Origin of the sequence: Enterobacter sp. RHBSTW-00318 (assembly GCF_014101375.1) — a bacterium.
Taxonomy (GTDB): Bacteria; Pseudomonadota; Gammaproteobacteria; order Enterobacterales; family Enterobacteriaceae; genus Enterobacter; species Enterobacter ludwigii.
In genome coordinates this window covers 1,541,751-1,565,757 of record NZ_JABXQH010000001.1, presented here as the reverse complement: position 1 = coordinate 1,565,757, position 24,007 = coordinate 1,541,751, and the positions used below count along the sequence as shown (strand labels likewise).

Below are 24,007 nucleotides of genomic sequence, written 5' to 3'. Positions count from 1 at the left end.
TTATCCTCTCAGTTCCTGCTGTGCCAGCGGTTGAAGCGTACCCTGATAGCGGGCAAGGTCGGGACGGTATGCTGCCCCCGGCGCGTAAGACCAGCCGACGTCGGTGGCCACCTTCGTGGTGCCGGTATTGAAGGTGGCGACGTTCTGCATCTCGCCTGTTTTCTCTGAGACCAGCTTCAGCTCCCAGCCCATGGCTGAGCCAGAATCTGACACCTTCAGGCCACGGGCACGCACATCGGCTGCGCTCAGGGCAATGACACCACAGCGGCAGCGCCAGCCGTTCGGCGGGTAGAACGCCTGCCAGAACGGGTCATCATAGCGCAGCACCAGACCATGCAGCGCCAGATGGCTCTTGCGGGTATGGCTGTCGTTGATGCCGGTATACATCCAGTACTGCCTGTCGTCGACGTTCTCCATCTGCTCCGCCCAGCGACCGGCACTGTAGAGTACGGACATATTGGTACGAAAGATGGTGTCGAGCCGCCACGGGCTGCCCTGCTGGATGCTGACCGGCTCGCCCGTTACCGGGTCTGTGGTGTCACGTGGCCCCCACCATCCCTTGCGCTGCAGCTCCGGCTCCAACTGCTGGCGGAACCAGCGGTCAGTCTTGCCCTCATCCAGTGCCTGCTGCAGGGCGCTCCTGATATCTTCCAGGATATCAAGGCGGGTCACTTTGGCGACGGTAAAGGCGCGGGCATGGGCATCCTGCCACATCTCCTCCCAGTCCCACGTGAAGCTATACCCTTTGGACTTCAGGTAACTGATAGCCCGTTTTGGGGGCAGCGTCATGCAGTACGCCAGTTCAGCCGTTGTCACGCTCATGCAGACGCCCCCAGACAGTTGCAACAAACATGATACGGGCCAGCCGTTCCTGCAGGTCATCCGCATTCATCTGCGGGTACAGTTCAGCCAGCGCCCCCAGCAGCTCAGACGGGTTAACGCCATCTTTCACCTGGTTAAAGAGCGGCTCCAGCACCGGCGCAAGTACGCCGTTTAAGGTGCCACCGTTCATCAGAATATCCAGCGCATCATCGAGGTCCTGCTGGGCCTGTATATCGGCATCAATGACCTCGGCGAAAGACAACAGCTGCGTGTTCTTCTGGCGCTCTGACGGTGGTGTCTCGTCAATATCGCCGTCCTGCAGCTGGTACTCACGTTTGAAATATTGCGGGGTGAAGACCACACCGGCGCGGCTGAGTTTCTCGTCGCGGGTTGCCTGGGTATCGTCGACCGTTCCCTGTTCCCACATCTTCCAGACGGGGCTGGCCACATCGCCAAAGTTCATTGATACCGCCATCCTGATGGCCTGATTCACCGCGCTTTCCACGATATCAGCGTCAGCGTCACGGATATCATCGGTGACCTCCAGTCCGGCCTGCGCGGAGGCGCGGTTACTGTTGGCCTCGGTGGTCTGGTTCTGCCCCAGCAGAGCGATGGAGATTTCACTGCGGGCAAGCGTTATCAGGTTCTGATAAATATCGCTGCTGTCGGCCTTGCCTGCGGCCTCCTTAATTTCAATGGAGGAATCGTCAGGGATAGCGGCCACCGCGTCTTCCACCATTGCCTCCATAGAGTCCAGCAGCAGGTCAATCTCACCCTGGGCCGTCCCGCGCGGATGCTTGCCGATAACCCACGGTGAGCCGTACTTCTCGGCAAAGCGCACCCAGAATTTCATGCCGCCTTTTTTGAATGTCACGGGCCAGAAGCACATCGACAGGTCAGGGAAGCCATATGGGTTGTCGTAGGTCGCGTCCTGACGCGGTACCACGAACTTGTTCAGCGGTACCGGCTCGCCTTCCAGTCCGGCGTCTTTTGCCCGAAAGCGTAGCAGGTTGTCATTGTCGAACAGGAACCACTCCGGTGGCTTACTCACGATATCGGCGATGCCCCAGGATTTAACAGAACGCCCCCACATGATCTCACAGGGCTGATACCCGTAGAGAACGGCGTCGGTCATCTCGCCGATGATGCGGGACAAATCCAGATCGTCGAGCATATCCCGGATGAAGCTGAATACCCGCGCCGGGGCATGACCGCGCTCAAGACCACGCTCCAGCGACTTGACCGCCGCCTTACGCCTGCGGATGCAGCCACCAACCAGCGGGTCGGTACGCAGTTCACGATAGATGCGGATATCCCGGCGCTGAGATTTCAGAATGGGGTCAGGGTTAGGCAGGTACATTCCCAGCCCGAAGAAGTCGATGGAGCGGCTGCGCGAGGCGATCTGCTCCGTCAGCGTTTTATTGGGTTCGGCAAAAGAGACAAACTCATTGGGTGAAACCCAGAGTCCACGGGCCATCAGTAATCCTCCAGCATACGGGCCGCCTGACGACGACGGCGTGAGCTTGCCTTCACCGGCCCTTTGTTAATTTCACGGCTGGCGAAGTACGCCAGCGCCAGCGCGATGGCTGAATCCCCGTGACGTTTACCACTGTCAGACTTCGCTTTTGAGCGCTGTTCCGGTACACGGGGAACGCCGTTGACCACCTGAACAGCCCGCAGGTCGTCCAGCGTGTCTTCATCCTTCGGTAAATCCACAAGGTTGCCATCTTCCAGCGCAGCCTTGACCGGCGGCATATGTTCGCGATACCAGTTTTCGGTAGGCATCACCTGCTTGACCCGGCTGGAGCCGTAGCGTTGCATGGCGTATTCGGCGAGATAGGAGCCATTACCACGGGCATCGAGCGCCGCGCCCATCAGGTTTGGCAGGCCGTCCATCAGATACCACGCGATTTGCTCCTGCTGTTTGAACGGCACGTTTCGCAGCTCCAGCACGAACGGTACGCGACGCACCAGGTTCTTCTCCTGTAGCAGGGGATAGTCCACCGACAGGTCACCGCTGCGGCCAAAGTCGCGCCCCAGGAAAGAACGTGCTTCAACCGGTAGTGCTTCCAGCAATGGTTTGAGGTGTTCGTCCAGCCAGTCCTGCGTCTCGCTCCAGCGGACATCATCGGGCTTCAGCTCGTAACCCTCCGGGCAGGTCAGGCGCAACACCGGCGTGCCAGCCGACATACGGGACTCAATCAGGGCGCGGGACAGCCAGGCTCCGCCACCGTTGGCCGGAACGCAGTCAAGCTCCTCCGATGCACCGGCACCGTAAAATTTGTACACCGATGCCATCCACGCCTGCTCGGACGCTTCCGACCATTCTTTCCCGGTACGCAGGCAGACGCGGTGGAACAGTCCCTCCGACACGGCCTCCTGGAAAGTAATGCGGTGTACGCTGCCCCCCTGACGCCCGGCCCGGATATCACCGATAAGCGTATTGAACGGGTTATCGTCACCGTCATGGGTGGAGATAACCCGCACCTTGCCACCCCAGATAAGCATCGCCAGCGCCGCCTTCAGCAGTTCATCCAGTTGCTCATGGAACGCCGCTTCGTCGATAACGATGATGCCCTGACGGCCACGCAGGTTAGACGGACGACTGGAGAGCGCGACAACGCGGAAGCCGGAGTCAGGGAATTTGATGGTGTAGGTCTTGATGTGCTTGTCGTCTTCGTCCTCTTCCCAGAAACCCTCTTCGATTTCACTGGCGGCATAGTTGAATACCCGCGCCCACATCGCACACGCCTGGATATATTCGACGGTCATGTCCTGGTTATAAGCGATGTAATACACGTTCATCCCGCCCGCAGGTGCTGAAGAGGCTGCGGTCAGCACATCATCGGACGCCTCAGCCCAGGTGATACCGGTACGGCGGCTCTTCTCAATCACCTTGAGCGGAGAGGTGTCAGCCACCCAGCGCTGCTGGTAGGGCATCAGAACGGCGGGGATATCCAGCGCCGAAGTATCAGGCAAAACGGGAGCAAGCTGACTCATGTGGCAATCCCCAGAATTTCACGACGCAGCGCCTGTACTGCATCGGTTGACAGTCCACCCTTACGGGCAATTTTCTCGGCGTTGCTGGCCGCCTGCTGCGCTCTGGCCCGGACTTCAGACTGGAACTTCTTGAGGTTGACGGACGCGCGGGACAGCGTGGCCACGTTCTTCGCCACCTTCGACAGCAGCGCCACGCGCTCTTTAGGGTCGACTTCGCCTTCTTCCGCTTCCTGCAGCTGGACGATGCTCTCGAACAGCTCGGTCTGAATCAGGGCGATCACCGCCTCCGAACGTGCATCCTGATCGTCAGCCGCACCTTCGGTCAGCATCCGGGCCGCTTCGGTGGCCGCACGGATAGCGCCATAGCGGCGCTCAATCTTCTGGCCATAGCGATGGATAGCCGATTTGCTGATGACGTAACCCTGCTCACGCAGCAGGGACTCCAGCTCGTTATACCCGCTGAAGCCGGATTCAGTCAGCGCCCGCTCAAGCCAGCGACGCACATCTTCCGGCAGCTTTTCTATCGTGCTGCGTCTGGCCATTATTCACTCCAGTACTTTTCCGGGCGGGCGATGCCGGGGCCGCATTCCACGGTGTATTCCACCAGGTCAACGCCGAGGCGGGTCAGGTCGGCAAACCAGTCACCGGAGGGTTTTTTCTCCAGATCAACCATCTTGCGGTCGGCCAGATAATCCAGCTCACGGCGCAGCTCCAGCGGCGTGGTGTCCGGGTAGATGGCGCGGGACACGTCCAGCAGCAGCGTCTCGCTGGCGGTATACGGGCGGGTTTTGTTCAGAGCAACCAGCAGACTCCAGCGCAGTGATTCCCGGCGCACGCGGGCGATATCAACCATGGTGACCTCCTGTATGACGGTACTGCTGTACCACTTCCAGTTTGTTGTAGAGTGCGTCCAGCTTGGCCTCGATGACCGTCTGGCCACGGATGTAATCCTCGCGGCGGACGTAGTTCAGCGGTAAATCCGCCTTAAACCGCATAAATTCTTTTTCCAGTTCGCCCCAGTTGGAGGCGGACTGTTGCAGAGACTGCTCAAGGGAGGCGAACCGCGCCGCCTGGCGCTCCTCCGCTTTACTGAACAGCCACTTGGCCATACCGCCGACAAAGCTCATGAAGGTGATGAGAAAGCCCACCACCGTCCAGAATTCAACCTGCAACGTCATTTCTGTAATCCTTCCCGTTCGTCCAGCAGCCCGTTTATCTGGCCGCGCCAGATGCGGCACTGCTTCGCGTTGTCGATGATGTTGGCGAGGACGTCACGCTGGGAGACACCTGAGTCGCGTAGCCAGGCGTCAGCGGCTTCAGGTTGCCCGGACGCTGCGCGAGCGCCGGTGCCAGCGGCGGCAGTTGCGTCTGAATGACCGGTGCCGACGGATGCGTTGTCATATCCGAGCGCGGCGTTGTACTGGCGCACGAAACCGCGAGTAAACACGCACTCAATGGGATGGCTCTTACCTTTTTCATCAATCCAGCGCTGTGTGACATCGTTAATTTGCCCCTGTAGTTGTTTGTTCTGGCTCTCAAGCTGAGCAATTTGCTCAAGGTAACTGGCTTCGGCCTGATGGCCTGCGGCAACCTGCTCCTGATACCGCTTTGCCCAGGCCCGCAGCGCTGCGTTCTCAAGCGTCGTTTGTTCGGTTTTATAGGTATCAAACGCTGACTGCAGCCGACTGAACGCTGCGTCACCGTCACGTTTTGCGTCCTCAGAACCGTCGTGATAGCCCCAGCGGTTCAGTCCATAAAGAGCAGCCACCAGAACAAGCGCCAGCACCATGCCGCGCCACGGCAATCTTTTAACCAGGTTCCACACAGCTGCTGCCTCCCCATGTGAGATAGCGCGGAGCCAGCTCCCGCAGGATACGCTGCGGGTAATGGCGGTTCTCACGCCAGTTGGCGGCGCTACGTCCGGCATTCACCGTCTCGACATGACCAAACCAGCGGGCACTGTCCAGCCCCTTCTGTGAGGCCAGCCGTTTGTCCCGCTGTACCCAGCCCAGACCGCCGTTATAGCCGGACAGCGTCATGGCCATACGTTCGCAGCCGTTGGCGGCGCTGACACGCTGCCACAGCCAGCGGTCATAGCTGACCAGCGCCCGGATGGCCCATGCAGGATTAAACGGCTCACGGCTGTTCAGCCCCGGCATCAGCTGACTTATCCAGTCAGCGGTGGCGGGCATAAACTGCGCCAGCCCCTGAGCGCCAACCGGCGAGACCGCATCAGGTCGCCAGCCGCTTTCCTGATGCAGCTGCGCGGCGAAATCGGCCACCGGCGCAGACAGTCCCCATTCAAGCCGGGCATTACGGATCACATCGTCGCGATACTGCAGAGCGGCCTGTGGCGGCTGGGCTGCGCGGGCCTGACTGAAGAAACCGCCACACCAGAGCAGCCAGGCAATAACCAGGTTGCCAGCGAGCTGCCACCAGAAGCTGTATTTATCGTTGCGTGGCTCGCCATGCTTGATGGCGGTTACGCCCAGACCAAAGGCGAGCAGGATGATGAGGGTGATTTGAGGCCAGTTCATGGTCACAGCCCCGTAGCCACGGCCAGACAGACCGCTGCAACAATCAGAGCACGGCGGATCAATGCGGCAGAAAACACCAGATGGAGGCCGGTCTGCACCGGGAAACGTCCGTCGGCCATCAGCCTGTCATCGTGCTTCAGGTACTGACCGGGACGGGCTTTGGGGAAAAGCGAACGGTCAAGCCAGTAGCCCAGCACTGCTGCCAGCGTGATGAGTGACAGCTTGTAGACAACCACCGGCAGCTGCTGAGGCGATACCAGACCGATGGTGCCGAGCAACAGCAGAGAGGTCAGCAGCCAGCCGCTGAGGCGGGGCTTTTTAACAGGGGGAATGAATTTTTTCAGGTTTTTCATGAGTGTCTCCTTGTGTAGTGGAGACAGCATCACAAATGGTCGGGGTGTAGCGCGGCGAAATTTTTCGCACCGAAACGCATTAAATTATGCACCGCAGCAAGAGAGCGAAAAACAGCTTTTGCGCACGGTGCAAATTAAAACGCCACGCTGCTTATCTCATTCAAATGATGAAGCCGGGAACCTACGATAAAGGGTGGATATACCAGCATCAAAAATAAGCGCAACTCGCTGGCGTGGCTCTCCAGATGCAATTAATCTTCCCATCTGCTCCCACTGTTCCGATGTAAACTTTGGGCGTCTTCCTCCCACCCTACCTTGAGCCCTGGCAGCCGCAAGACCGGCTCTTGTGCGTTCCACAATTAACTCACGCTCCATCTCAGCCAGTGCCCCCATAACGTGAAAGAAGAAACGTCCCATTGGCGTTGACGTATCTATACTGTCTGTCAGGCTGCGAAAATTTATATCTCGGTCCCGCAACTCCTCTACCAGCAGGACAAGATGCCGCATGCTGCGCCCAAGGCGATCTAGTTTCCATACCACAAGCGTATCCCCCTTTCTCAGGGTCTTAAGCACGCGCTTTAGCCCTGGGCGCTCCGAGGTCTTTCCGCTGATCTTGTCTTCAAAAATCAGTTCACATCCTGCGCATTCCAGCGCGGTTCGCTGCAATGCGGTGTTCTGGTCATTTGTTGACACCCTGATATACCCAATAAGCATGGTTTATTCCCTGCAAAAGGCAGAAAGCATGCCACTGGTGAGCTAGATGGTCATTCTCAAAAATGTTGGTTTGGGAACAGCGGCAACGAAGAACGTAGGAGTCGGTGCCGGACAGATACCTGACATGTCCAGCTTTACCAACGCGAGTGGGTGGCAAAAATTGCCAGGTGGGAAAATATTACAGTGGGGAAAAGCAGGTTTTCCTGTGGGGCAAACTCAGATTTCAGTTCCTTTCCCTATCAATTTCCCCAGTGTGGTTAGCAATATTCAGCTTACATTTGCAGATATTAACTTTTCTGGTGTAACCCCCTCGCCAACTTTAGCGGTGGTGAATAATACAGTAAACGGCGCAGGATTTGGGGCGTATATGTCCGGCGCAGGCGGTTTCAATGCATACTTTTTTGCTATTGGGAGTTAATGTGAACACATATTTTTATAGCGCTAAACACAACAGCTTTTTCCCGCTTGAGCTTAAAGATGATTATATCAATGGCATCGGTTGGCCAGAGGATGCAGTCGAGGTAACAGAACAGGTATACAGCGAATTTACAGGTGAGCCTCCTCAAGGACAAAAAAGAGTAGCTGGAAAAAATGGATTTCCTGAATGGGAAGACATTCCCCCTCCGACCCGTGAAGAAATTGTGGCGCAAGCGGGGGTTGAAAAGCAGAGCCGAACTGATGCTGCGAATGACTTTATAAACAGCAATCAGTGGCCAGGAAAAGCGGCCATGGGCCGCCTGAACGATACAGATAAGGCGAAATATAACGCCTGGCTGGATTACCTTGACAGTATCGGAGCCGTTGACGTATCAGCTGCTCCGGACCTTAACTGGCCTATACCACCGGGGATGTAGGCCACTCGATATTAGGTGCGCTGGAGGTGTCAACAGTCTCCAGTGCATCAAGATAATCCAGCCATAGATTATACTGTGTCAGCTCATCTCCTTTGAGTCTTCCTATCGCTGCCTTACCGGGCCATTGCCTGCTGTTCATGTAATCATTAGCTGAATTTATGCGCCCCTCTTTTTCAAGGTTTGCTTCCTGAATAAGCTGCTCTTTGGTTTTATCGGGCTCAGGAGGGTATGTAAATTTCTTACCGTCATAACTCCAGCCAATACCGACCTGAGTATCTTCTGGAATTGCGATAAGCTCACCATCAATATCTTTCGCAAAGGCATTATCTTCTCCATCCCACAATATAATATTAACCACCAGACCATCTTTAATTACTGCAAACTCTTTCATTATGCGTACTCCCAGATAATTACAATCCCCGGCGTGCCATTGCCTCCACGTGAACTGGCTGCTGTCGCCGTATGCACAGAAACAGCACCACCGCCACCAGAACCATAACCACTGGCATCAGACCCTTGTGTAGTACCTGATCCACCGCTGTTGATTGTTATGGCAATTCCGCCTGCGCCATAAATACTGTTTGCTCCACCGCCGCCTGTAGCATTCGAATCTGAATAAAGAATGCCATATGATCCGCCGGTACCTGGTGTACCAACAATAACGGAACCAGTAACACCAGATGAACCTGTCGCAACGTTTCCACCCGTAGGGAAGGTATTAAACGCTACGCCTCTGGGGCCTCCACGACCACCGGGAGCTGAAACCGCGCCGTAAGATGAAGTTCCTCCTGTGCTACCATCGGCTCCAGCTGCCGTAGATACTCCGCCAGCCCCACCTGCACCAATAACAATACTCACCGGCCCTGTCGGTGTATGCTTGCAAACCGCATAAGCACCTGAAGCTCCTCCGGCACCTGCGGCAGCCCCTGCGCTTGGCGTAGCCGCATTACTACCACCGCCGCCACCACCGCCAAGAACCTCAGCGATAACAAATTTAGTTCCGGCCGTTGGGGTATATGTCCCGCTAGCTGTAAAAGTCTGGGCATTTATAAGTCTTCCTGTGCCATCTCCCAAACCAAGGTATGTGAGAACGTCAGCAACCGTTGCTTTACCGATGATGTCCCGACCAATGCTGGATAACGCTGTTAAAGCGGCAGCATCAGCGGCGGTGAAATATGGGAGTTTATTGGCCCCCCCGACCAGAGTGGAAAGCGCTCCCAAAGTATCGTTAAATGGGGCATAAAGTTTATTCAACGCAGCTAACAGCTGGCCTGCTGTCGATGCTGGTTCCATTGCCGCTGCTGTAAGAATGGCAATCAGCTCACTTTGTGTATCGCGGATAGCGGCTTGTTCATTATTAAGGTGTTCAGCATCAACTATGGTTCCCAGCTCACCAGTGAGCGGATTACCATCATGGAAAAGATTATCCGGCGTCTGCACCGGTGGCATTAAGGGCCGCATTATTCATTCTCCTGATATGCGAAGTAGCAAAATGTATGAGCTGGTTTGAGATCGCGGAAGACTTGTTCAATGACCGGATCACCAAAGGTAGTCAGGCGCTCACCTGCTGCTGAGCTGCCTGAGCGGAAGCGATAGGATTGCGTTCCTGAGTTCTGAATATTGACGCGCCAGACCCAGATAATGTCTTCAACCCAGAGGCGATCACCGGCGCGGTTAACTCCCGCCCTGAAAGGTTGCGGTTCATCAATTGTGATGATGTAGCCAAGGTTACTGGCCAACTGAATAAAGTACGGAATACTGAGACCACCAACCTCGGCCAGTTTGGCCAGCACACGCTGCTGGCGTTGCTGGTATGTCGCACCTTCAGCAGGAGTAAGGTCCAGGACGCGTTCCCAGTCAGACAAAAGGCTGCGTGCATAAAATGGAGTAACTCCACCTTCAACAAGCCCTGCAGACGCATCGAGAGTCTCAAAAACACCTGATTCAGATCGCAATGATGCATCAAGCAGAGGCTGGCCCGGACTGTACGAAACGAGTGGCAGCAGACGATTTAACAGCGTGAAGTAGCTCATAGCAGCTCTACCTCCACATTTCCTAATCTAAGCCATTCGACTTTCGTGGAATCGATTACAGGCTGAATATTTGCGGATGGTGTAACGATGTCATAGTCGGTAATACCAGGAATGAGAGAAATCAATGTCCCCGCCTGGCTGCGAATAAAAGCCACTCCCGGCTCACGGCGCGAGTCATCGTCCTCAAGCGTTCCGGTGATAGCCTGTTTGGCTGCGGCGAGGGTGATGCCTTCCAGTGATACCTTTACGAGCACGTCAAATGTACGGATGGCAGGCATGAGAACCAGCGTGTTTTTTGCTGTAACAGGCCGGACATCGTCAATGTGAGCCTGTGTCCTGTCGATCACATCCTGAGAAGGCAGCCCACCTGCAGACGTGATCACAACATCAACAGTACCCAGCCCATGACGCAACGGGTAAACATATGCGGCGGATACGCCGGATACTTCCAGGGCCCAGCGTTTGTAATCATATTTATTACCACCTGCAGGAGGTCGGCGAATGATTTCTAGCAGACGGGCAAGCAGCTCCGCATCAGTTTCCTCATCCGTACCGCCAGTCATCAGACCTACGGTCACTGTGCTGTCAAACCCGTCAGGTGTAGTGGTCAGCGTTGCCGATGTGACTGAGGTGGTGTTACCCGCAGTCCCTGACAGTGATGACATGGCATTTACGGATGCTTTTCCATCCGGCCCGATAGTAATTTCTTCGGTTGTTGTCCATGAAACACTGTCGCGTTTGAACACAAGACCGGCGGCAGCTAAGGCTCCCGGTTCGCCGGTAAATGTAGCGGGCCCGGAGGCGTTATTTGCTGCTTTTTTACTTAAACCACGTAAGCGGGCATGCAGATAGAGAAATTCAGAATCAGCTGTATCCGGGAATATCTGACGGACTATCCATCCCTGATGCTGATAAAGCCCTTCGGCAACGCTGGCCACACTTGACGCCCGGACATACCAGTCGCTGTCTGGCCCCAGCTTGTCATCTGACAACTGCAGGAGATTTTTGATATCCCGCAGAATGTCGGTGCGAATTTGCGCGGCATTTTTGGTAATGAATGGCATCAGCTGACCTTAACCGGAAATTTCCAGGTCTGCGGCGTTCCGCTCGCGGACGTGACGATTATATGAAGCAGCATCCAGCCTTTTTGCCAGTGCTCTGCAGTAATGGAAATAGACCGGGCGCGACCGTCATCAATAATCGGCTGCAGGGCCTGCTGCGAATACTGCACCGCGAGTTTCTGAACGCGGGACACATCCTTTTCGCGGCGCAGTGTATGTAAAAGAGAGCCCAGTGCTGGCTCAGCCCACCATGAGCCAAGGGGCGTCATCAGCCTTAAATAGACGGCATTCGCTAAAGTGTCTGAGCTGTCGCCGGTATAATCGCCGGTCGTTGGGTCAATCAACATTTCCATGCCGTAATACTATCGGCATGGAAATTTAAATTATCGGTGAAGGGGTTCAGTGGGTATTGCTTTTGAAGGAGAACTTACGTTACCACAAATTACATTTGCTGATTAGGTTTCTGCGTTGTGCCTGCATCGCCGCCGTGGTTGTGGTCGTGACCGTCATAAGTCTCACGCATGGTGTTCAGCGTAGATTTCCCGTCAGCGACTTCATTACTGCCTTTCAGCAGTGGTGTATCAAAATCTGCCCGCTCTGAGGCTGTGGTTTTATACGTTTTTGTATTAACAATATGCTCTTCGGTATTCACGATATGTTTTTTAGTATTAACAATATATTCATCACAGTTCACTTCAATAATTTTCCCGCGCTTCAGGATAATGTTGCTGCCTTCATCCGAATAAATGGCAAGCTCACCACTTTTCAGGCTCTTTAGCCTGTATGAAGCGTGTTCCGTGGCAATAACCACGCTATGACTGGTGCGCCCGTTCAGCGGGAGCATAATGGCTTTAGTGCCCCTGGGCGGGTTGGATGTAAAACCGTATTGCTGGAACATCTCCACATCCTGCAGGGACTCCGTAGCCAGACCTTTACCCTGAATGGTCTGAATATCACCGCCGCTGTTAACCCTTATTAAAACGCCCCTGAAGGCCTGTCTTATACGGTTTAACGCCGTGTTAATACGCGAATCAATTTTGCTCCACATCGATAATCTCCAGCTCTTTATTTACCTTGGCGCGGCGTTTACGTGATTTCCGTTTTTTCGGATAAGCATCCGGTATCCATATTCCATCCTCTTTGAGACGCAGGGTGGTAATGGTGTTGTCTGGCCGTCCACCTGAAAACTCTCTTCCCATGAGGAAGTAAATGTCATCAATGCCATGTGACTCGCTTCGGACACGGATACGCTGGCCCGGTTGCCATAACTTACCGTTCTCCATGCGATGGCCTTTAACAATAGCTGTCAGATCAAACCCGTTCAGGCGGGCATCGGCCATGGCCTTTCTTGCGCGATAATCAACCTGTGCCTGGTTATCAGCATCACCGGCAACCATAATTTGCGGACGGTAAAATGGTACGGTACTGTCCCGAACGGTGCTGCGTAAGCCATGAAAGCCATTCTCTGCAGAGCCGGTGCTGTCATAAATATCATCGGCATCATCGTCGTCTTCTGCGTCAGCGCTCTGGCCATCAACGTCAATAACATCGAGCTTCCCGGATTTTTTCCCCTGACCGTGTCCCTGTGCCAGCATTGTCAGTTCAGAGAACGCCCCGGTAATGGATGACCGGTCACTGAGATCGAGGACGTTGTTTCCCCGACCGTCACGATTAAGAATCAGCGTGGCCACCGAGTCTTTTGTGTAGTCCGGCCCACCAATAACCAGCGTGCCATCTGGCTCAAACCATGGCCATAACCCGCGTGCAGCAGCTGCACGCTCAAGCGTATCCCACGCACGTTCTCCGGGTTCAACGCTGACCTTGTCATTACGCAGGGAAGTCTCAGCCTCAATGCGGATGTTTGTCACCCCCAGCGGCCTGACTACCTGGGCGATCACTTCTTCAAGACTGAGCTGACGGGAGGTGAAAACTGGTGAAGCGCAGTCAACAAGCACGGCAGCGCCATCGCGACCGGAAAGCGATAAAGAGACCTGCTGACGGGATACGCGGCGCTGAACCACATCCACCCGACCGGACATCACCACATCATTACCCACCCTGACCAGTACCGGCACACCTCGTTTAATGGCCGCCGGAAAAATACCGTCAGGCAGCCCAAGCGTTACGCTCCAGGCATCGGAGGGGATCAGAAAATCGGAGTCAATCTGATAGCGGCTCCATGCACTGTGGATTTTGCCATCAATAACCAGGCTCACCGTATTCTGCGAATCTTTATCTTGAGTAGGCATTCAGAATGTCACCGGCTTTGATGTTGTTAGGATTACGTAATGTCGGATTAAGGCGCAGCAGCTCGGCGGCGCGGGTGTAGTCCTCGTACCACAAGTGGGCCAGCAAATGCAGGTTGGTGTCGGACAATATCACTCGCGTCGTCAGTGGCGGTCTGCTGGTAATAACGGCTGCGCCCAACTCCTGAACAGTCAGGGCAATATCCTTGAGGCTTTCAACCACGGGTTGCCATGTCACGCCACCCGGTGTTTCACCGGCGCTCACGTTTTGCGTATCGGCAGCAAAGGTGTCCCGCGTCTGGTCGATTGCCGTCTGAATGGCCGTCCTGGTGTCGTTGGTGATCTGCTCAATATCGACAGGCGACAGAATATCGCTGATGCTGCTGTCACTGAGTATGTCGGAAGCATCAAGCGCCAGCTGGATTGCAACCTGGATTTTTACCGCCGTTACCAGCTCAGTGATATCAGACGTTGATGATCCCGCCGGAACGGTGACGGCAACAGTCTTTTGCCCGGTCACGATTTGCTGAGGTAATGCGGCCACCTCCTGCAGATTGTTACGGCCATTCTTCCAGTCGGCCATCACGATGCCCGCTGTACCGGAAACGTCTGAAGACTGTGAATAGCTTCCTGGATTATTACTGACACTTGATTTGGACTGAAACGACGTCAGGCTCAGCGCACTCTGCAGGTCATTCATGAACGCTTTCGGGTAATTAACAAAATCCGAGGTGGTACTGACAAATCCCGTCAGTTCCCCCTTAAGTACGGTAACCATATTCAGCGTCGTGGTTGCCAGCAATTTCGCTTTCTTCATCCACTTTTTCGCTGTACGCAGAGGCGAGAGAATATTGTCGATGGCCGTCTGGGCTTTCTCCAGAGCAGATTGCGCCTGGTTGAAAATGATATCGGCCTTCGACAGCGGGAAGTCGCTGCCAAAGAAAGGCAGATTAAGTCCACCCTGGATAAAGACCACTTCGACAACGCAGTAATCAACGTTCTCCGCTTCATGCGATGCCTGATACTCAATGCACTGCATGCCCGTCATGGAGCCGAAAACCGGGTGGATTAACTCCGCGCTACCGCGTGTATCCAGCGCGGCCAGAAACGCCTGCAGTCGCACTTCGTAATCGTCACCCCAGAAAAGGACCGTCATTCGCAGGTTACGAGGCTTGCGGCCAAGGTCATCAACATCGCCGCCGTCCACATAGGGATACTCATAGGTCGCAATGTCGCGGCTGGCGCTGTCACGGGTATTAACCACATCGAAGCGGACGCCCCTGAATGAGGCATCCTGTAATGAATCTTCCCAGCTCACTGCGGGCCTCCTGTTGAGCCGCGAACGGATTGTTCGCCGTTGTATTCATTAACAGCTGATGCTATTTCACGACCGTCCAGTATCAGCTTTGTGGTGAGGTTAATGGGTTGTGATTTTTGTTGCTGCTGAGGCAACAGATAAGACGGCACGCCTGTTGCTGCAGGTGTGTTTTGCCCTATAGTGGCAGGTGAACTCCACCAGGATTTGACCATTGAAAAGAGATCAACATCGAAAAGAGGTTTCTTGTTATTCTCTTTTTCCTGAAACTTTTGTCTAAAAAGCTCGCCAGTAGTGATCCCTTTTGATTTAGCTTCCTCGTCAGCAGAATCGAATTTATCCTGGGCAGACTCATAAATAATATTTGCCACATTTGCATATGAAGCCCATTTTCCTAACTGGCCTGGCAAATCACTACTTCCCCCCAAAAATTTGTCAAGGAAGCCTTCTTTATCGCCGCCGATTTCCTGAGCATTAGTTACATAAACAGGTACGGCATTGTTGCCAGAAGCACCTTCCGCGAGAATTTCAAGGGGATTTGAGCCTGCTGGCTTGCCCCCAGCCCCTCCCCGTCCTGACATCCATTTTATCGCACCAAATACCGCCGCAGCCGCAGCCATTGCTTTAATTCCAATAGCTGCATCAGAAACAGCCCTGGTTAAACCAGGATATTCCTCTGCATACTTCAGTAATTTATCTGAAAGATATCCCAGGGAATCTGATAACGGCTTGACTGAATCCATCTCCTGAAAGTCTCTCTCGTTATCAAGTTGTCCCAGTTTGAATCCAGGTTGTTCCGACATTAACAAAAAACTAAGATCGCCAGCCGTTTTTCCATCTGATAAGTTACGTTGAGAATTAGCTTCTGAAATAACACCCTGCGTATAGGATTTGTTACCTCTGTATCCCAGGAGTGCAAGTAAAGCCTGTTGGTCTGCAATTATTTTTCCAATACCTGACCCTTCCAGTATTTTTGCTTGAGAGTTAATAATTTCTCTTTTTTCGTTTTCAGGCGCTATTTTAAGTTTTTCTTCTAGCCTTTTATAAGCAGGATTAGATGCAACAACCTTATCTACAATTTGGTTAAATGTTTCGAGAGGATTAACTCCTTTACCAACACCTTTGGCGAGACTACCTGAAAGATCGATTCCTCGACCACTCGGTAATTTTACTCTTGCGGCGGCATTAGCGGCATCCTGGCTATTTAATTTCAAGAGAAGATTATTAAGATTGTTACCTGCCTGGTCAGGAGAGCCAGCGGTAATGGCTGATGCCTGATTCCAACCCAATAACACTGCAAAGTCGTCCAGACCTTTCATACCAGCATTACCGGCGCTTGCAAGTTGTGATGGAAGCCACTTTGCCATATCCTTCAACTCAAATGAACCGTTTTGTCCGGCACTGATCGACATATTGAGTGCTTTATCAAGCTCTGTATCCTGAATTCCAAATGACTGTTTTAATTTAATTGCGATATTTGCAAGGTCAGCGGGAGCTGCTCCCGTTGCAGTTGAGTATTTTTGAATCAAAGGCAATATTGATTTCGCCGATTGCATGCTTACAGAGCCTGATGCAAGCATTGCATCCAGAGTCTCTGCTGCTGATTCTTTAGTCCCGCCACCAGTTTTAACTGAATGACGAATAAGGGAATCCATTTCATTCATACCAGTGCGCCGGCCCTCCAGGCCCTGATCTGCATAGGCTGTGTTAGCCATCATTGCCAGTCTCTGCTGGTAACTCATTTGATTCGAGACCGGACGGACCAGTGTAGCGCCTGCTGCCATGACCCCACCGGCTACAGCTGAGATAGTTGAGCCCGCAGTACCTAGTTTTTGCATTCGGCTCATACCTTCACCAACACCGTTCAATTCACTGCGCAAATTGCGCACTTTATCTTTCATGGCAGAGAAGGCTCTTGTCTGCTCATTAGCGGACAGTGCACCGGTACGAGATAAGCGGTTATAGGCGGCCATAGTCTGCTGTATTTCGCGCTGAATCTCTCGCTCTGAACGAATACCAAGGGTAGATCGCGCCGAACTGGCGCGACGGTATTCGTCCTGAAGAGAACGGGAGGAGCGAATCGCTGTGGCTGCGTTCTGCTGGCGGGATTTCGCCAGCTCATCATCGGTTTTTTGCGCCGCTTTGGTATCACGACTGATACCCTGCAGTGCCTGCTTAAGCACTTTGGAGCCGGTATCACGTGCCAGCAACTGCAGCGCCAGTTGTAAGTTACGCGCCATGGGTTATCTCCGTTTGCCGACTTTCTTCAGGCGTTGCGATTTGGCCGTACGGGTTGTGCGGGTGGTAGTTTGCCCGGTTTTCTTTCCGTGTAACCGGGCAAGTGCTTCGGTGTAGCCGTCGAGTTCCGTTCGTGTCATGCTTCCGATTTGCTGCTCACTGATCCCGTATCGTCCGAGTGCGAGGACGAGGGTTCGGTAGCCGGTGAGTTTTTGTTCAAATCCATCCGCTTTTTTTTAACAGCGTTAATCTGAGCATCAATGATGTCAAAGTCATCATCATTCAACTCATCAAGGAGTAACTCTGGTGTTATGTCTTCCTTATTCAGTGAACCAAGTTCTTCAATTGCCTGTGCCATCAGCGCTACACGATAATACATCCCCGCCGAAGCCCCTTCGGTTGTTCCGCAAGCCTCATCCGTGAGACGCAGGGCTTCAATAGTGTCCCTGACAACAGGCAGCCTGACGGCAAAGTCAAAATGGACTTTATCACCGTATTTAACGCCATATAAAAGCTGCTGCTTTTCCATTTATTCCTCCACCCGACGAAGCGCATTCATGGTGATATCGCGCTTCGCTTCGTTGTCGACGGTATACTGAGCCCCGGCCTGAGTGCTGAAGCAGTCCAGGTAAGAAACACGTTTACCGCTGCTGTTGAGTGGATACTGGGTGATTTTCGCACCTTCAATACCGCCCCAGTTCAGGTCGCCGGATTCCGGGATGACCACCGTAACGGTCAGCTGGATCTCTTCGATGCCACGGGAGAAACCTTTGGCCCGGCCCGTTTTGTTCATCGTCTTCACAAGCTTTCGCCCGGTGGTCACATCTTCCTTGAGGTCGGTCACTTCAATTTCCTGGCCGTCGACTTCCATGACGATCGCGCCAACATATTCTTCAAGAGCCATTCTGGTTTACTCCTCAGAGCAGCAAATCAATTCGACCGGCAAAGACGTGCAGGCCATTCACAACATCCGCAGGAATGCGACCGTTCAGCTGGTTAACATCCTGCAGATCGCGCTCAACAATAAGACCGTCTTTGTTGGCATCCACCTCCTCGACAATCTCCAGCTCCTCCAGCTTGTAAAGCACATCAAGCAGTTCGCTGCGCACCTTCGGCGGCGTCCTTGAGCTGAGCTTATCGCGCGGGAATCGCAGAGCGATGCGTTCACGGCAGGCCTTGCGCACGTAGTCCAGCGTTCGGATGGTGGTGATATCCAGCAGCGCCACATCATCCACGCCCTGGGCGTTTTTGGTGTAGGTGCTGATAGCGCGAACGATCTGCACTTTGTCACCGGGGCCAATCTCAAACGGCGTAAGACCATTACGCAGGGCGTTCTCCTGCTCGGTTCGCCCTGGCTGACTTTCCACTGCAGTCACATCCAGCGTGCTCATCGCAAGGGTGTTCAGCGGGCGGGCCGGGTCTTCTTCACTGGCGATAACAGCGGCATAGGCAGCGGCAATCTGCGCCGGGGTTTTTACCGAACCGCTATGCCAGCCCAGCGTGATACGCCCGTCATTCAGTGAGGCGGCCAGTGCAATGCCTGTGGAAAGCGACTTGCGCCACCCACCCACACCGATTGCGCCGCGCTGCTCCATCGCATTGCTGACGTTTGTCAGATGGTTACGCAGCGCCGTCATCGCTTCCTGGGTGGAGAAGGGGCAAACAATAATGTTATGACCTGCAGAGAACGCCGCTGCCAGCGCTGGCGTAATATCCGGATCAACATTACCGCCTGTAAGAGTGGTCGCCGCCGCTGTGATACCCGCTGCCGTCACGCCGGAAGAGACAATAATGTCGTTACCAACCGCCCCTTTATGGCGGCAGGTCAGGGTCACTTCCCCCGCGTTTGCCGTCGCTGTGACTGGCAACCCGTCTTTCTGGGTAATCAGTTCCGTCAACGCTGCCGCAATGGTCTCCGCCGTATCTGCAGCCGAAATGCCGACATCAATACGGGTACCATTAATGGTTACGCTCAGCTTCCCGCTGGATGACGCGGTGCCGGTCACGGTAACCTTGCCCGAAGCTGCTGTTGCAGTGGCCGCATCGCTGATGCCGACCATCTGCAGCTGCAGGTAGGGATAGGCACCGATAGCCGCTGTGGCCATCAGATGCGCCATTGAGCCACGGCCAAAGTACGTCGCGGCCTCTTCATCAGAGAAAACATTCTGAATGACAAGCGGCGCAGACGAACCGGAGGCCAGCATTGGCGCAATCATCAGCACCTTCTGGGTATTACCCGGCAGGGTACGAACGGCCAGACGGGTGTTGAACTCAAAATACTGTCCCGGTTTGCGGTTCGTACCGATAGTGTCAAAACTGATATTAGGACTGCTCACCGTTCACCTCCGTGCTGGCAACGTTATTTTTGCTTTTGGCGTTCTTGTCACTACTGGTGACAATAATCAGATCACCGGCCATTACCTGACGCTGGTAATAAGCGGTGTTCTCCACCTCAAGGGGTTCCGCATCGGTAATGTAGCGGCGCGCATTATCTTCGCGCGGCACGCTCAACCCACTGGCGGCTTTTACTTTAATTTTGCTCATGACTGATAATGTCCTCTGCTGCATTGTCTTTATCAGGCTGCTTAAGATCGTAACTGAGTCGGGTTTTCAGCCATGCCGGGTCATCGTCGGTGGTGGCACCACCATAAATCTGGAACATATGATCAACATGGCCTTCCGGCGCATCCGTCAGCGGGTAACGCCCGTTCTCCAGCGCTGACTCAATCCATTTCGTGTCGAACTCGCAGGCAAATACGGAAAATGCCTGAGACTCTATCTGGGTGTTGAAGAGCGTGCGCACGCGACCTGGGCTGAGCGGGTCGATTTTGATACCCGTATCCGCCATATCCTGACCGGACAGCAGACGACGAACGGCAGCAACAAGAATGTACGTACCGACCTCCTGTACGTGCGGCCCACCCATACGGGCCGCTTCTTCACTGCGCAGGCTGCGCTCGCCTACCACCACGACAAAGCGACCGTGAGTGACAAACCGTTGCCGTGCTGTGCTGTATGGCTCGGTTTTTTGCACCCCGCCGAACGTCACCCAGACGGCAGGCAGCTGGCGCAGTACCTCTGCAGGCTCGCCATCCAGCTCGCCACCGTAGGAGCGCACATTCTTCGCCATACGCCCCATACCTTTGCGAAGGCGCTCCACGATGGCTTTTTCAATATCCGTAATCACCATCAGAAACTTCCTCCGCCAGTCTGGTCACGCCCGAAGACGCGACCACCTGACACCATCCGCGCACCGGTTCCGCTTTTCACCACTTCACCTGTCGTCGTGCGGCCCAGATTGATTCGCCCGGATGCAACTTTTTCCAGGTAGCGAACGGTGTCTTCATACCGCTCGCGGATTTCTGCTGTCATCTGGGTCTCAGAGCCGCACAGAAGATAGCGGGCGATGTTGCAGCAGCGACCAACGAGAACACGGGGCTCATCAGCCCAGGGCACCGGATAGCGACCGCAGAGATATCCGTCGATTTCAGCGCTGGCCTGAACGAGTGCGCCGTTCAGCACATCATCGTCAATCTGCCCGGTGTAGTTGCGGTCGGTGAGCGACACGCATTCGCGCTCACCAAACGCCCTGACCATGTCCTCCCGGTTCGCGTACATGGCTTACCCCTTGGCCTTTTTGTCCGGGTTTTCCGAACCGGCCTGCAGCGCATCCAGCTTCTGACTCAGTGCATCACGTACCGTCTCCAGCTCCGTGATGGTGCCGTTTGCACTGGCAAGCTGCTGCTTAAGCGCGTCGCCATCCTGGTTGAGCTGCAGAACCGTCGCCTCCAGCTCGCTGACGCGTGCCTTGAGGCCGTCACGCTCGGTGGTCAGGGCGGAAACAGCATCGCCGTCGCCAGCGTTTTCAGGCACATCCTGCAAACGAACCACAATCAGATTGGGATCGTTTTCCAGAATCTGGAGTTCGCTGTCGCTGAAATGGTCATCCGGCCAGGTGACAGTATTCGCGCTGTGGGCGATGCCGAGACGGCGAAAGCCATCGCGGCGGGCAGTGATTTGAATCGGCATTATGCGTCCTCCCCGGTGGAGCCATACGCCATCTGCCAGAAGCCGTAGCCACCATTTGCACGGGCTTCAGCACCGAAGATGAACTTCTTGCGCATAAAGACGTTGTCAGCGTTGTAGTCGGTCTGCTCGACAAAGACCGGTTTTTTACGCTCCTGATAAATCAGGGGCTTCACGGGTTTTGACGTGTCCAGAAGGAACCAGGCGGTATCTGACGTCAGCTCTGGGACAACCAGAACTTCAGCCGTCCCCTTGTATGGGTTTGGCGTATTGTCAGGGAAGCGGTCAGCCGTCATCAGATAGTTGGCATCGTCTTCAAGAGCCGGAGGCACAACCAGGATGGTCGGGCGAATTTTCAGGGACGCGCCTTCATCATCCTTCAGGCTGCGCATGGCCGTTCGTGCAGCCCCGTAACTTGCTTTTGCGGCGGCAAGCGAGGTAACGGCAAGCTTTTTCGTGCCTTTGTTAGAGACCGACTTGCCCCCCGAAAGGTGGTCGGTATCAAAGAAGGGCTGACCGTCGTAGCAAAGATTGGTGAAACCTTTGCTCAGGAGAGCGAAGACGATATCGGCAGGCAGTTCTGCAGCGGACTGGCCCGCACCTTTCGCCTGCAGGGCATAGCCCATGATTTGATCGTCTTCGATATCGTTACGCTCAACTTCTACCGTCGCTTCCCAGTCTTTGTTGCGGATGGTGTAGTTGAACGCGGCGAGCGCTTTCACCACCTTGTCGCCAATCCACTCACGCATTTTCGGGAAACGGCTTAGCCAGCTGTAGTCGTTTTCTTTCCCGGTCGACGGCACCACCATGGCAATCTTCTGCCAGTCGGACGGAGCCTGATCAAAGGCGTTCTGGAAGGTCGCTTTCAGATTAATGAAAATCTGACGTACATTTTTTACGTTAATTAACACGGTTCTCTCCTTATTAAATCAGAACCCAGACGCCATCATTCTCAAGACCCAGCACCTTTCCGGCGACCGGGCGGGCGTTGGTATCACTGGTTTTGGCCACGGTCTGGCTGTCCACCACGTAGCAATCCTTGCCAGTCTGCGCCAGCGTGACCGGGTCAGCAGTGCTGTTGGCAAGGAACCAGGCTTTACCGCGACGAACCAGCACGCTCGCATCACCGGCTGCACCGGCAGTGTTATCAACCCAGCCATCACAGATTCCGAGGGTGGTATTGGCTGCAGTGGCGCTGCCTGGTACAGCAAAGCCCGCTGCGTTGGCCGCAATAATGTGGCCGCCAAAGAGTTCTGTGGCTGCCGCAACCGGGACGGCAAACAGCTGGCCGTCGCGATAAGGGGTATGACGATCCATTTCGCTCTCCTTTATTTGAGGTATTTCGCGACGCTTTCCGGGTCATTGCCCATCATTGAGCAGATGGCCGGGTCAATCGCATCATCTTCAGCACCCTGTGACGGGCGTGACGGAAGGCCTGCAGGCGGTTGCCCCTGAGTCTGACTGGTAGTCAGTGCGGCAATCTTTGGCGTTTTTTCGATAAAGGCGGTAAGACTGGCCGGATCGGATTTCGCCAGTGATGCAGCCCATTCCTGCTGTGCCGGAAGCAGACGACCGTCGCCGAGGGCAACCGTAATCAGCGCTTCAGCCTGCTGCGTGGCGAGTGCGGCGGTATTTCCCGCACCGGCACGCTCTGTCGCCTGCTGAACGGCTGAATGCATGACCTCCACCGAAACCCACTTAGCCGGGTCAGGCGTGTCGAGTTTCGCCGTCAAGTCGGCGATGTTCTGCGCGTTCTGGTTCAGGATATCCAGCAGACTGACCGACGCCGCTGCAGTCCCCTGGCCACCGGAAATCATGGTGATGATTTTTTGCAGCTCAGCCATGATCTCTTCTTTCGTTGAAGCGGTTGGCAGATTGAGCATCCAGCGCAGGTTGCTCAGTAACTCGTTGAGAAATTCTTCATCCATTTCGGTCTGACCCTCTGTGGTTAAATGCGCGGCCATCAGGGAGGCGGCAGCAAGTAACACTTCCTCCATCCCGTCGACCGCTGGTGTATTGGTCAGCGCGGCGTTGAGCAACTCCAGCACCTGACCGGTTTTGTCGTAAGAAAATACGGGGGAAATAAAGCGATATGCTTTTGCTGCCACCATGTCTGCAGCGGCAGTGGTCCACTCAACATCGACAGCAAAGAGGCCTTCACCTTCGCGCCACTCCAGCTTTTTGAAAAAGGCCGCAGCGGGAGCTGGCAGACCATTTTTGGCTGAACGTAAAGTCTGATGTTCATAGTCCAGGACATACGGCGTCTCGCGTTCATCGGCTGCGGCAATCAACCGCTCGGCGATTTCACGCGTCATCAGCCAGGCGGCACATTCGGTCGGACGGCCATCTCGGGCGCGGAATTCACCAGCCGGGAAGAGCTGGATGACACCGGGAGTGGCGGTGTTAATTTCCTGGGTGAGTGAAGCGATGAGTGTCTTTTTCATGGTGCCGACGATACGGCACCACTGCGGGGAGGTTCAGATGAAGAGGTTCAGTGGATTATTGCTGAGGATCGTTTTCTTTGGTTGTCGGCTTATCGGGTTTAGCAGACTGACGCTTCTGATGCCGGCGGGCAAAGTATCGGTCAGTGAGCCACTCAGCAACCTTTATAACCAGGCCCCCAAAGATGCCAATGAAAACCCACTGCTGCGGGGTGAAATAATCAAGGAAAGCTTTGAATGTGTCCAGTTGCTCGCTCCCGTAATGCATTTATGAGCCCAGACCTTTTTAAACCGCTTTTAAAAACGTCTGAATACCTTCTGGCCGAATCACTCTAGCACAATCAGACTGAACGCGTCACAGCGCCTT

33 protein-coding genes are annotated in these 24,007 nt (G+C 54.6%); 2 read left to right on the top strand and 31 right to left on the bottom strand.

All coding sequences use genetic code 11. The features are described 5' to 3' along the window. From HV157_RS07850 to HV157_RS07805, 10 genes are all read right to left on the bottom strand, one after another. Positions 1-822, bottom strand: a complete 822-nt coding sequence (locus HV157_RS07850) for a phage minor head protein (RefSeq protein ID WP_175072524.1) — start codon at positions 820-822, stop codon at positions 1-3. Continuing rightward, positions 803-2,299, bottom strand: a complete 1,497-nt coding sequence (locus HV157_RS07845) for a DUF935 domain-containing protein (RefSeq protein ID WP_175072525.1) — start codon at positions 2,297-2,299, stop codon at positions 803-805. The genes HV157_RS07850 and HV157_RS07845 overlap by 20 nt, the downstream gene beginning before the upstream one ends. After that, positions 2,299-3,822: a hypothetical protein gene (locus HV157_RS07840; RefSeq protein ID WP_175072526.1), complete on the bottom strand. Its 1,524-nt coding sequence runs from the start codon at positions 3,820-3,822 to the stop codon at positions 2,299-2,301. The genes HV157_RS07845 and HV157_RS07840 overlap by 1 nt, the downstream gene beginning before the upstream one ends. Further along, positions 3,819-4,364, bottom strand: a complete 546-nt coding sequence (locus HV157_RS07835; protein WP_011410682.1) for a DUF3486 family protein — start codon at positions 4,362-4,364, stop codon at positions 3,819-3,821. The genes HV157_RS07840 and HV157_RS07835 overlap by 4 nt, the downstream gene beginning before the upstream one ends. Beyond that, positions 4,364-4,675 carry a hypothetical protein gene (locus tag HV157_RS07830; protein ID WP_006122433.1) on the bottom strand — a complete coding sequence of 104 codons (312 nt, stop codon included), beginning with the start codon at positions 4,673-4,675 and terminating at the stop codon, positions 4,364-4,366. Before HV157_RS07830 ends, HV157_RS07835 begins: the two co-directional genes overlap by 1 nt. Then, positions 4,668-5,000, bottom strand: a complete 333-nt coding sequence (locus HV157_RS07825; RefSeq protein ID WP_000175096.1) for a hypothetical protein — start codon at positions 4,998-5,000, stop codon at positions 4,668-4,670. The genes HV157_RS07830 and HV157_RS07825 overlap by 8 nt, the downstream gene beginning before the upstream one ends. Beyond that, a complete protein-coding gene (locus HV157_RS07820; protein ID WP_182268334.1) occupies positions 4,997-5,647 on the bottom strand; it encodes a hypothetical protein in 651 nt (216 codons plus the stop codon). The genes HV157_RS07825 and HV157_RS07820 overlap by 4 nt, the downstream gene beginning before the upstream one ends. Beyond that, positions 5,631-6,359 carry a transglycosylase SLT domain-containing protein gene (locus HV157_RS07815; RefSeq protein WP_150317592.1) on the bottom strand — a complete coding sequence of 243 codons (729 nt, stop codon included), beginning with the start codon at positions 6,357-6,359 and terminating at the stop codon, positions 5,631-5,633. The genes HV157_RS07820 and HV157_RS07815 overlap by 17 nt, the downstream gene beginning before the upstream one ends. A 2-nt stretch (positions 6,360-6,361) precedes the next feature. After that, the gene (locus HV157_RS07810) at positions 6,362-6,712 is read right to left on the bottom strand and encodes a putative holin (RefSeq protein ID WP_006118559.1); all 351 of its coding nucleotides are present in this window, start codon (positions 6,710-6,712) and stop codon (positions 6,362-6,364) included. Between the two features lie 156 nt (positions 6,713-6,868). Next, positions 6,869-7,426 (bottom strand): recombinase family protein, encoded by a 558-nt coding sequence (locus HV157_RS07805; protein ID WP_115465978.1) that lies wholly within the window; start codon positions 7,424-7,426, stop codon positions 6,869-6,871. A 46-nt stretch (positions 7,427-7,472) separates the two neighbouring features. Between HV157_RS07805 and HV157_RS07800 the strand changes: the two genes are divergently transcribed. Next, positions 7,473-7,844 carry a hypothetical protein gene (locus HV157_RS07800; protein WP_182378453.1) on the top strand — a complete coding sequence of 124 codons (372 nt, stop codon included), beginning with the start codon at positions 7,473-7,475 and terminating at the stop codon, positions 7,842-7,844. Beyond that, a complete protein-coding gene (locus HV157_RS07795) occupies positions 7,816-8,280 on the top strand; it encodes a tail fiber assembly protein (protein WP_182268331.1) in 465 nt (154 codons plus the stop codon). The genes HV157_RS07800 and HV157_RS07795 overlap by 29 nt, the downstream gene beginning before the upstream one ends. Here the strand turns inward: HV157_RS07795 and HV157_RS26425 are convergent. From HV157_RS26425 to HV157_RS07695, 21 genes are all read right to left on the bottom strand, one after another. Further along, complete coding sequence (locus HV157_RS26425; protein WP_220471077.1) at positions 8,261-8,671, bottom strand: tail fiber assembly protein; 411 nt, start codon at positions 8,669-8,671, stop codon at positions 8,261-8,263. The two genes, HV157_RS07795 and HV157_RS26425, sit on opposite strands and share 20 nt — an antisense overlap. Beyond that, entirely contained in the window at positions 8,671-9,741 is a 1,071-nt protein-coding gene (locus tag HV157_RS07785) for a hypothetical protein (protein WP_182378451.1), read from the bottom strand. The genes HV157_RS26425 and HV157_RS07785 overlap by 1 nt, the downstream gene beginning before the upstream one ends. Further along, positions 9,741-10,313, bottom strand: a complete 573-nt coding sequence (locus tag HV157_RS07780; protein ID WP_065944679.1) for a putative phage tail protein — start codon at positions 10,311-10,313, stop codon at positions 9,741-9,743. The genes HV157_RS07785 and HV157_RS07780 overlap by 1 nt, the downstream gene beginning before the upstream one ends. Continuing rightward, entirely contained in the window at positions 10,310-11,377 is a 1,068-nt protein-coding gene (locus HV157_RS07775; RefSeq protein WP_182268336.1) for a baseplate J/gp47 family protein, read from the bottom strand. Before HV157_RS07775 ends, HV157_RS07780 begins: the two co-directional genes overlap by 4 nt. Beyond that, on the bottom strand, positions 11,377-11,727 hold the full coding sequence (locus HV157_RS07770) for a phage GP46 family protein (RefSeq protein WP_060570682.1): 351 nt from the start codon (positions 11,725-11,727) through the stop codon (positions 11,377-11,379). Before HV157_RS07770 ends, HV157_RS07775 begins: the two co-directional genes overlap by 1 nt. Before the next feature lie 89 nt (positions 11,728-11,816). After that, positions 11,817-12,422, bottom strand: coding sequence for a phage baseplate assembly protein V (locus tag HV157_RS07765; RefSeq protein ID WP_060570683.1), 606 nt, complete (start codon positions 12,420-12,422; stop codon positions 11,817-11,819). Further along, positions 12,406-13,623 carry a phage baseplate assembly protein gene (locus tag HV157_RS07760; RefSeq protein WP_060570684.1) on the bottom strand — a complete coding sequence of 406 codons (1,218 nt, stop codon included), beginning with the start codon at positions 13,621-13,623 and terminating at the stop codon, positions 12,406-12,408. Before HV157_RS07760 ends, HV157_RS07765 begins: the two co-directional genes overlap by 17 nt. Next, positions 13,607-14,938, bottom strand: coding sequence for a DNA circularization N-terminal domain-containing protein (locus HV157_RS07755; RefSeq protein WP_182268337.1), 1,332 nt, complete (start codon positions 14,936-14,938; stop codon positions 13,607-13,609). Before HV157_RS07755 ends, HV157_RS07760 begins: the two co-directional genes overlap by 17 nt. Next, entirely contained in the window at positions 14,935-17,175 is a 2,241-nt protein-coding gene (locus HV157_RS07750) for a phage tail tape measure protein (RefSeq protein WP_045261511.1), read from the bottom strand. Before HV157_RS07750 ends, HV157_RS07755 begins: the two co-directional genes overlap by 4 nt. A 3-nt stretch (positions 17,176-17,178) precedes the next feature. Next, complete coding sequence (locus HV157_RS26390; protein ID WP_262153027.1) at positions 17,179-17,313, bottom strand: hypothetical protein; 135 nt, start codon at positions 17,311-17,313, stop codon at positions 17,179-17,181. After that, positions 17,310-17,702 carry a hypothetical protein gene (locus HV157_RS07745; RefSeq protein ID WP_045261512.1) on the bottom strand — a complete coding sequence of 131 codons (393 nt, stop codon included), beginning with the start codon at positions 17,700-17,702 and terminating at the stop codon, positions 17,310-17,312. Before HV157_RS07745 ends, HV157_RS26390 begins: the two co-directional genes overlap by 4 nt. Beyond that, on the bottom strand, positions 17,703-18,077 hold the full coding sequence (locus tag HV157_RS07740) for a hypothetical protein (RefSeq protein ID WP_023311695.1): 375 nt from the start codon (positions 18,075-18,077) through the stop codon (positions 17,703-17,705). It lies immediately after the preceding gene. Positions 18,078-18,090: 13 nt separating this feature from the next. After that, positions 18,091-19,509 carry a phage tail sheath subtilisin-like domain-containing protein gene (locus HV157_RS07735; RefSeq protein ID WP_045261513.1) on the bottom strand — a complete coding sequence of 473 codons (1,419 nt, stop codon included), beginning with the start codon at positions 19,507-19,509 and terminating at the stop codon, positions 18,091-18,093. Beyond that, positions 19,496-19,717, bottom strand: a complete 222-nt coding sequence (locus HV157_RS07730; protein ID WP_023311742.1) for a hypothetical protein — start codon at positions 19,715-19,717, stop codon at positions 19,496-19,498. The genes HV157_RS07735 and HV157_RS07730 overlap by 14 nt, the downstream gene beginning before the upstream one ends. Further along, on the bottom strand, positions 19,704-20,363 hold the full coding sequence (locus HV157_RS07725) for a DUF1834 family protein (protein ID WP_023311741.1): 660 nt from the start codon (positions 20,361-20,363) through the stop codon (positions 19,704-19,706). Before HV157_RS07725 ends, HV157_RS07730 begins: the two co-directional genes overlap by 14 nt. Beyond that, positions 20,363-20,791 carry a phage protein Gp36 family protein gene (locus tag HV157_RS07720; RefSeq protein WP_021567602.1) on the bottom strand — a complete coding sequence of 143 codons (429 nt, stop codon included), beginning with the start codon at positions 20,789-20,791 and terminating at the stop codon, positions 20,363-20,365. The genes HV157_RS07725 and HV157_RS07720 overlap by 1 nt, the downstream gene beginning before the upstream one ends. A 3-nt stretch (positions 20,792-20,794) precedes the next feature. Further along, complete coding sequence (locus HV157_RS07715; RefSeq protein WP_045261516.1) at positions 20,795-21,202, bottom strand: HI1506-related protein; 408 nt, start codon at positions 21,200-21,202, stop codon at positions 20,795-20,797. Further along, on the bottom strand, positions 21,202-22,110 hold the full coding sequence (locus HV157_RS07710) for a Mu-like prophage major head subunit gpT family protein (RefSeq protein WP_021567604.1): 909 nt from the start codon (positions 22,108-22,110) through the stop codon (positions 21,202-21,204). Before HV157_RS07710 ends, HV157_RS07715 begins: the two co-directional genes overlap by 1 nt. Positions 22,111-22,123: 13 nt before the next feature. After that, positions 22,124-22,516, bottom strand: coding sequence for a hypothetical protein (locus HV157_RS07705; protein WP_045261517.1), 393 nt, complete (start codon positions 22,514-22,516; stop codon positions 22,124-22,126). Positions 22,517-22,527: 11 nt separating this feature from the next. Continuing rightward, on the bottom strand, positions 22,528-23,643 hold the full coding sequence (locus HV157_RS07700; RefSeq protein ID WP_096218649.1) for a phage protease: 1,116 nt from the start codon (positions 23,641-23,643) through the stop codon (positions 22,528-22,530). 55 nt (positions 23,644-23,698) lie between these two features. Next, on the bottom strand, positions 23,699-23,908 hold the full coding sequence (locus HV157_RS07695) for a phage holin (RefSeq protein ID WP_063161512.1): 210 nt from the start codon (positions 23,906-23,908) through the stop codon (positions 23,699-23,701). Positions 23,909-24,007: the final 99 nt, after the last annotated feature.

Coding starts and splice junctions, on each gene's coding strand:
- HV157_RS07850 (WP_175072524.1), bottom strand. CDS start 822: ATGAGCGTGACAACGGCTGAACTGGCGTACTGCATGACGCTGCCCCCA.
- HV157_RS07845 (WP_175072525.1), bottom strand. CDS start 2,299: ATGGCCCGTGGACTCTGGGTTTCACCCAATGAGTTTGTCTCTTTTGCC.
- HV157_RS07840 (WP_175072526.1), bottom strand. CDS start 3,822: ATGAGTCAGCTTGCTCCCGTTTTGCCTGATACTTCGGCGCTGGATATC.
- HV157_RS07835 (WP_011410682.1), bottom strand. CDS start 4,364: ATGGCCAGACGCAGCACGATAGAAAAGCTGCCGGAAGATGTGCGTCGC.
- HV157_RS07830 (WP_006122433.1), bottom strand. CDS start 4,675: ATGGTTGATATCGCCCGCGTGCGCCGGGAATCACTGCGCTGGAGTCTG.
- HV157_RS07825 (WP_000175096.1), bottom strand. CDS start 5,000: ATGACGTTGCAGGTTGAATTCTGGACGGTGGTGGGCTTTCTCATCACC.
- HV157_RS07815 (WP_150317592.1), bottom strand. CDS start 6,359: ATGAACTGGCCTCAAATCACCCTCATCATCCTGCTCGCCTTTGGTCTG.
- HV157_RS07810 (WP_006118559.1), bottom strand. CDS start 6,712: ATGAAAAACCTGAAAAAATTCATTCCCCCTGTTAAAAAGCCCCGCCTC.
- HV157_RS07805 (WP_115465978.1), bottom strand. CDS start 7,426: ATGCTTATTGGGTATATCAGGGTGTCAACAAATGACCAGAACACCGCA.
- HV157_RS07800 (WP_182378453.1), top strand. CDS start 7,473: ATGGTCATTCTCAAAAATGTTGGTTTGGGAACAGCGGCAACGAAGAAC.
- HV157_RS07795 (WP_182268331.1), top strand. CDS start 7,816: ATGCATACTTTTTTGCTATTGGGAGTTAATGTGAACACATATTTTTAT.
- HV157_RS26425 (WP_220471077.1), bottom strand. CDS start 8,671: ATGAAAGAGTTTGCAGTAATTAAAGATGGTCTGGTGGTTAATATTATA.
- HV157_RS07785 (WP_182378451.1), bottom strand. CDS start 9,741: ATGCGGCCCTTAATGCCACCGGTGCAGACGCCGGATAATCTTTTCCAT.
- HV157_RS07780 (WP_065944679.1), bottom strand. CDS start 10,313: ATGAGCTACTTCACGCTGTTAAATCGTCTGCTGCCACTCGTTTCGTAC.
- HV157_RS07775 (WP_182268336.1), bottom strand. CDS start 11,377: ATGCCATTCATTACCAAAAATGCCGCGCAAATTCGCACCGACATTCTG.
- HV157_RS07770 (WP_060570682.1), bottom strand. CDS start 11,727: ATGGAAATGTTGATTGACCCAACGACCGGCGATTATACCGGCGACAGC.
- HV157_RS07765 (WP_060570683.1), bottom strand. CDS start 12,422: ATGTGGAGCAAAATTGATTCGCGTATTAACACGGCGTTAAACCGTATA.
- HV157_RS07760 (WP_060570684.1), bottom strand. CDS start 13,623: ATGCCTACTCAAGATAAAGATTCGCAGAATACGGTGAGCCTGGTTATT.
- HV157_RS07750 (WP_045261511.1), bottom strand. CDS start 17,175: ATGGCGCGTAACTTACAACTGGCGCTGCAGTTGCTGGCACGTGATACC.
- HV157_RS26390 (WP_262153027.1), bottom strand. CDS start 17,313: ATGACACGAACGGAACTCGACGGCTACACCGAAGCACTTGCCCGGTTA.
- HV157_RS07745 (WP_045261512.1), bottom strand. CDS start 17,702: ATGGAAAAGCAGCAGCTTTTATATGGCGTTAAATACGGTGATAAAGTC.
- HV157_RS07740 (WP_023311695.1), bottom strand. CDS start 18,077: ATGGCTCTTGAAGAATATGTTGGCGCGATCGTCATGGAAGTCGACGGC.
- HV157_RS07730 (WP_023311742.1), bottom strand. CDS start 19,717: ATGAGCAAAATTAAAGTAAAAGCCGCCAGTGGGTTGAGCGTGCCGCGC.
- HV157_RS07725 (WP_023311741.1), bottom strand. CDS start 20,363: ATGGTGATTACGGATATTGAAAAAGCCATCGTGGAGCGCCTTCGCAAA.
- HV157_RS07720 (WP_021567602.1), bottom strand. CDS start 20,791: ATGTACGCGAACCGGGAGGACATGGTCAGGGCGTTTGGTGAGCGCGAA.
- HV157_RS07715 (WP_045261516.1), bottom strand. CDS start 21,202: ATGCCGATTCAAATCACTGCCCGCCGCGATGGCTTTCGCCGTCTCGGC.
- HV157_RS07705 (WP_045261517.1), bottom strand. CDS start 22,516: ATGGATCGTCATACCCCTTATCGCGACGGCCAGCTGTTTGCCGTCCCG.
- HV157_RS07700 (WP_096218649.1), bottom strand. CDS start 23,643: ATGAAAAAGACACTCATCGCTTCACTCACCCAGGAAATTAACACCGCC.
- HV157_RS07695 (WP_063161512.1), bottom strand. CDS start 23,908: ATGCATTACGGGAGCGAGCAACTGGACACATTCAAAGCTTTCCTTGAT.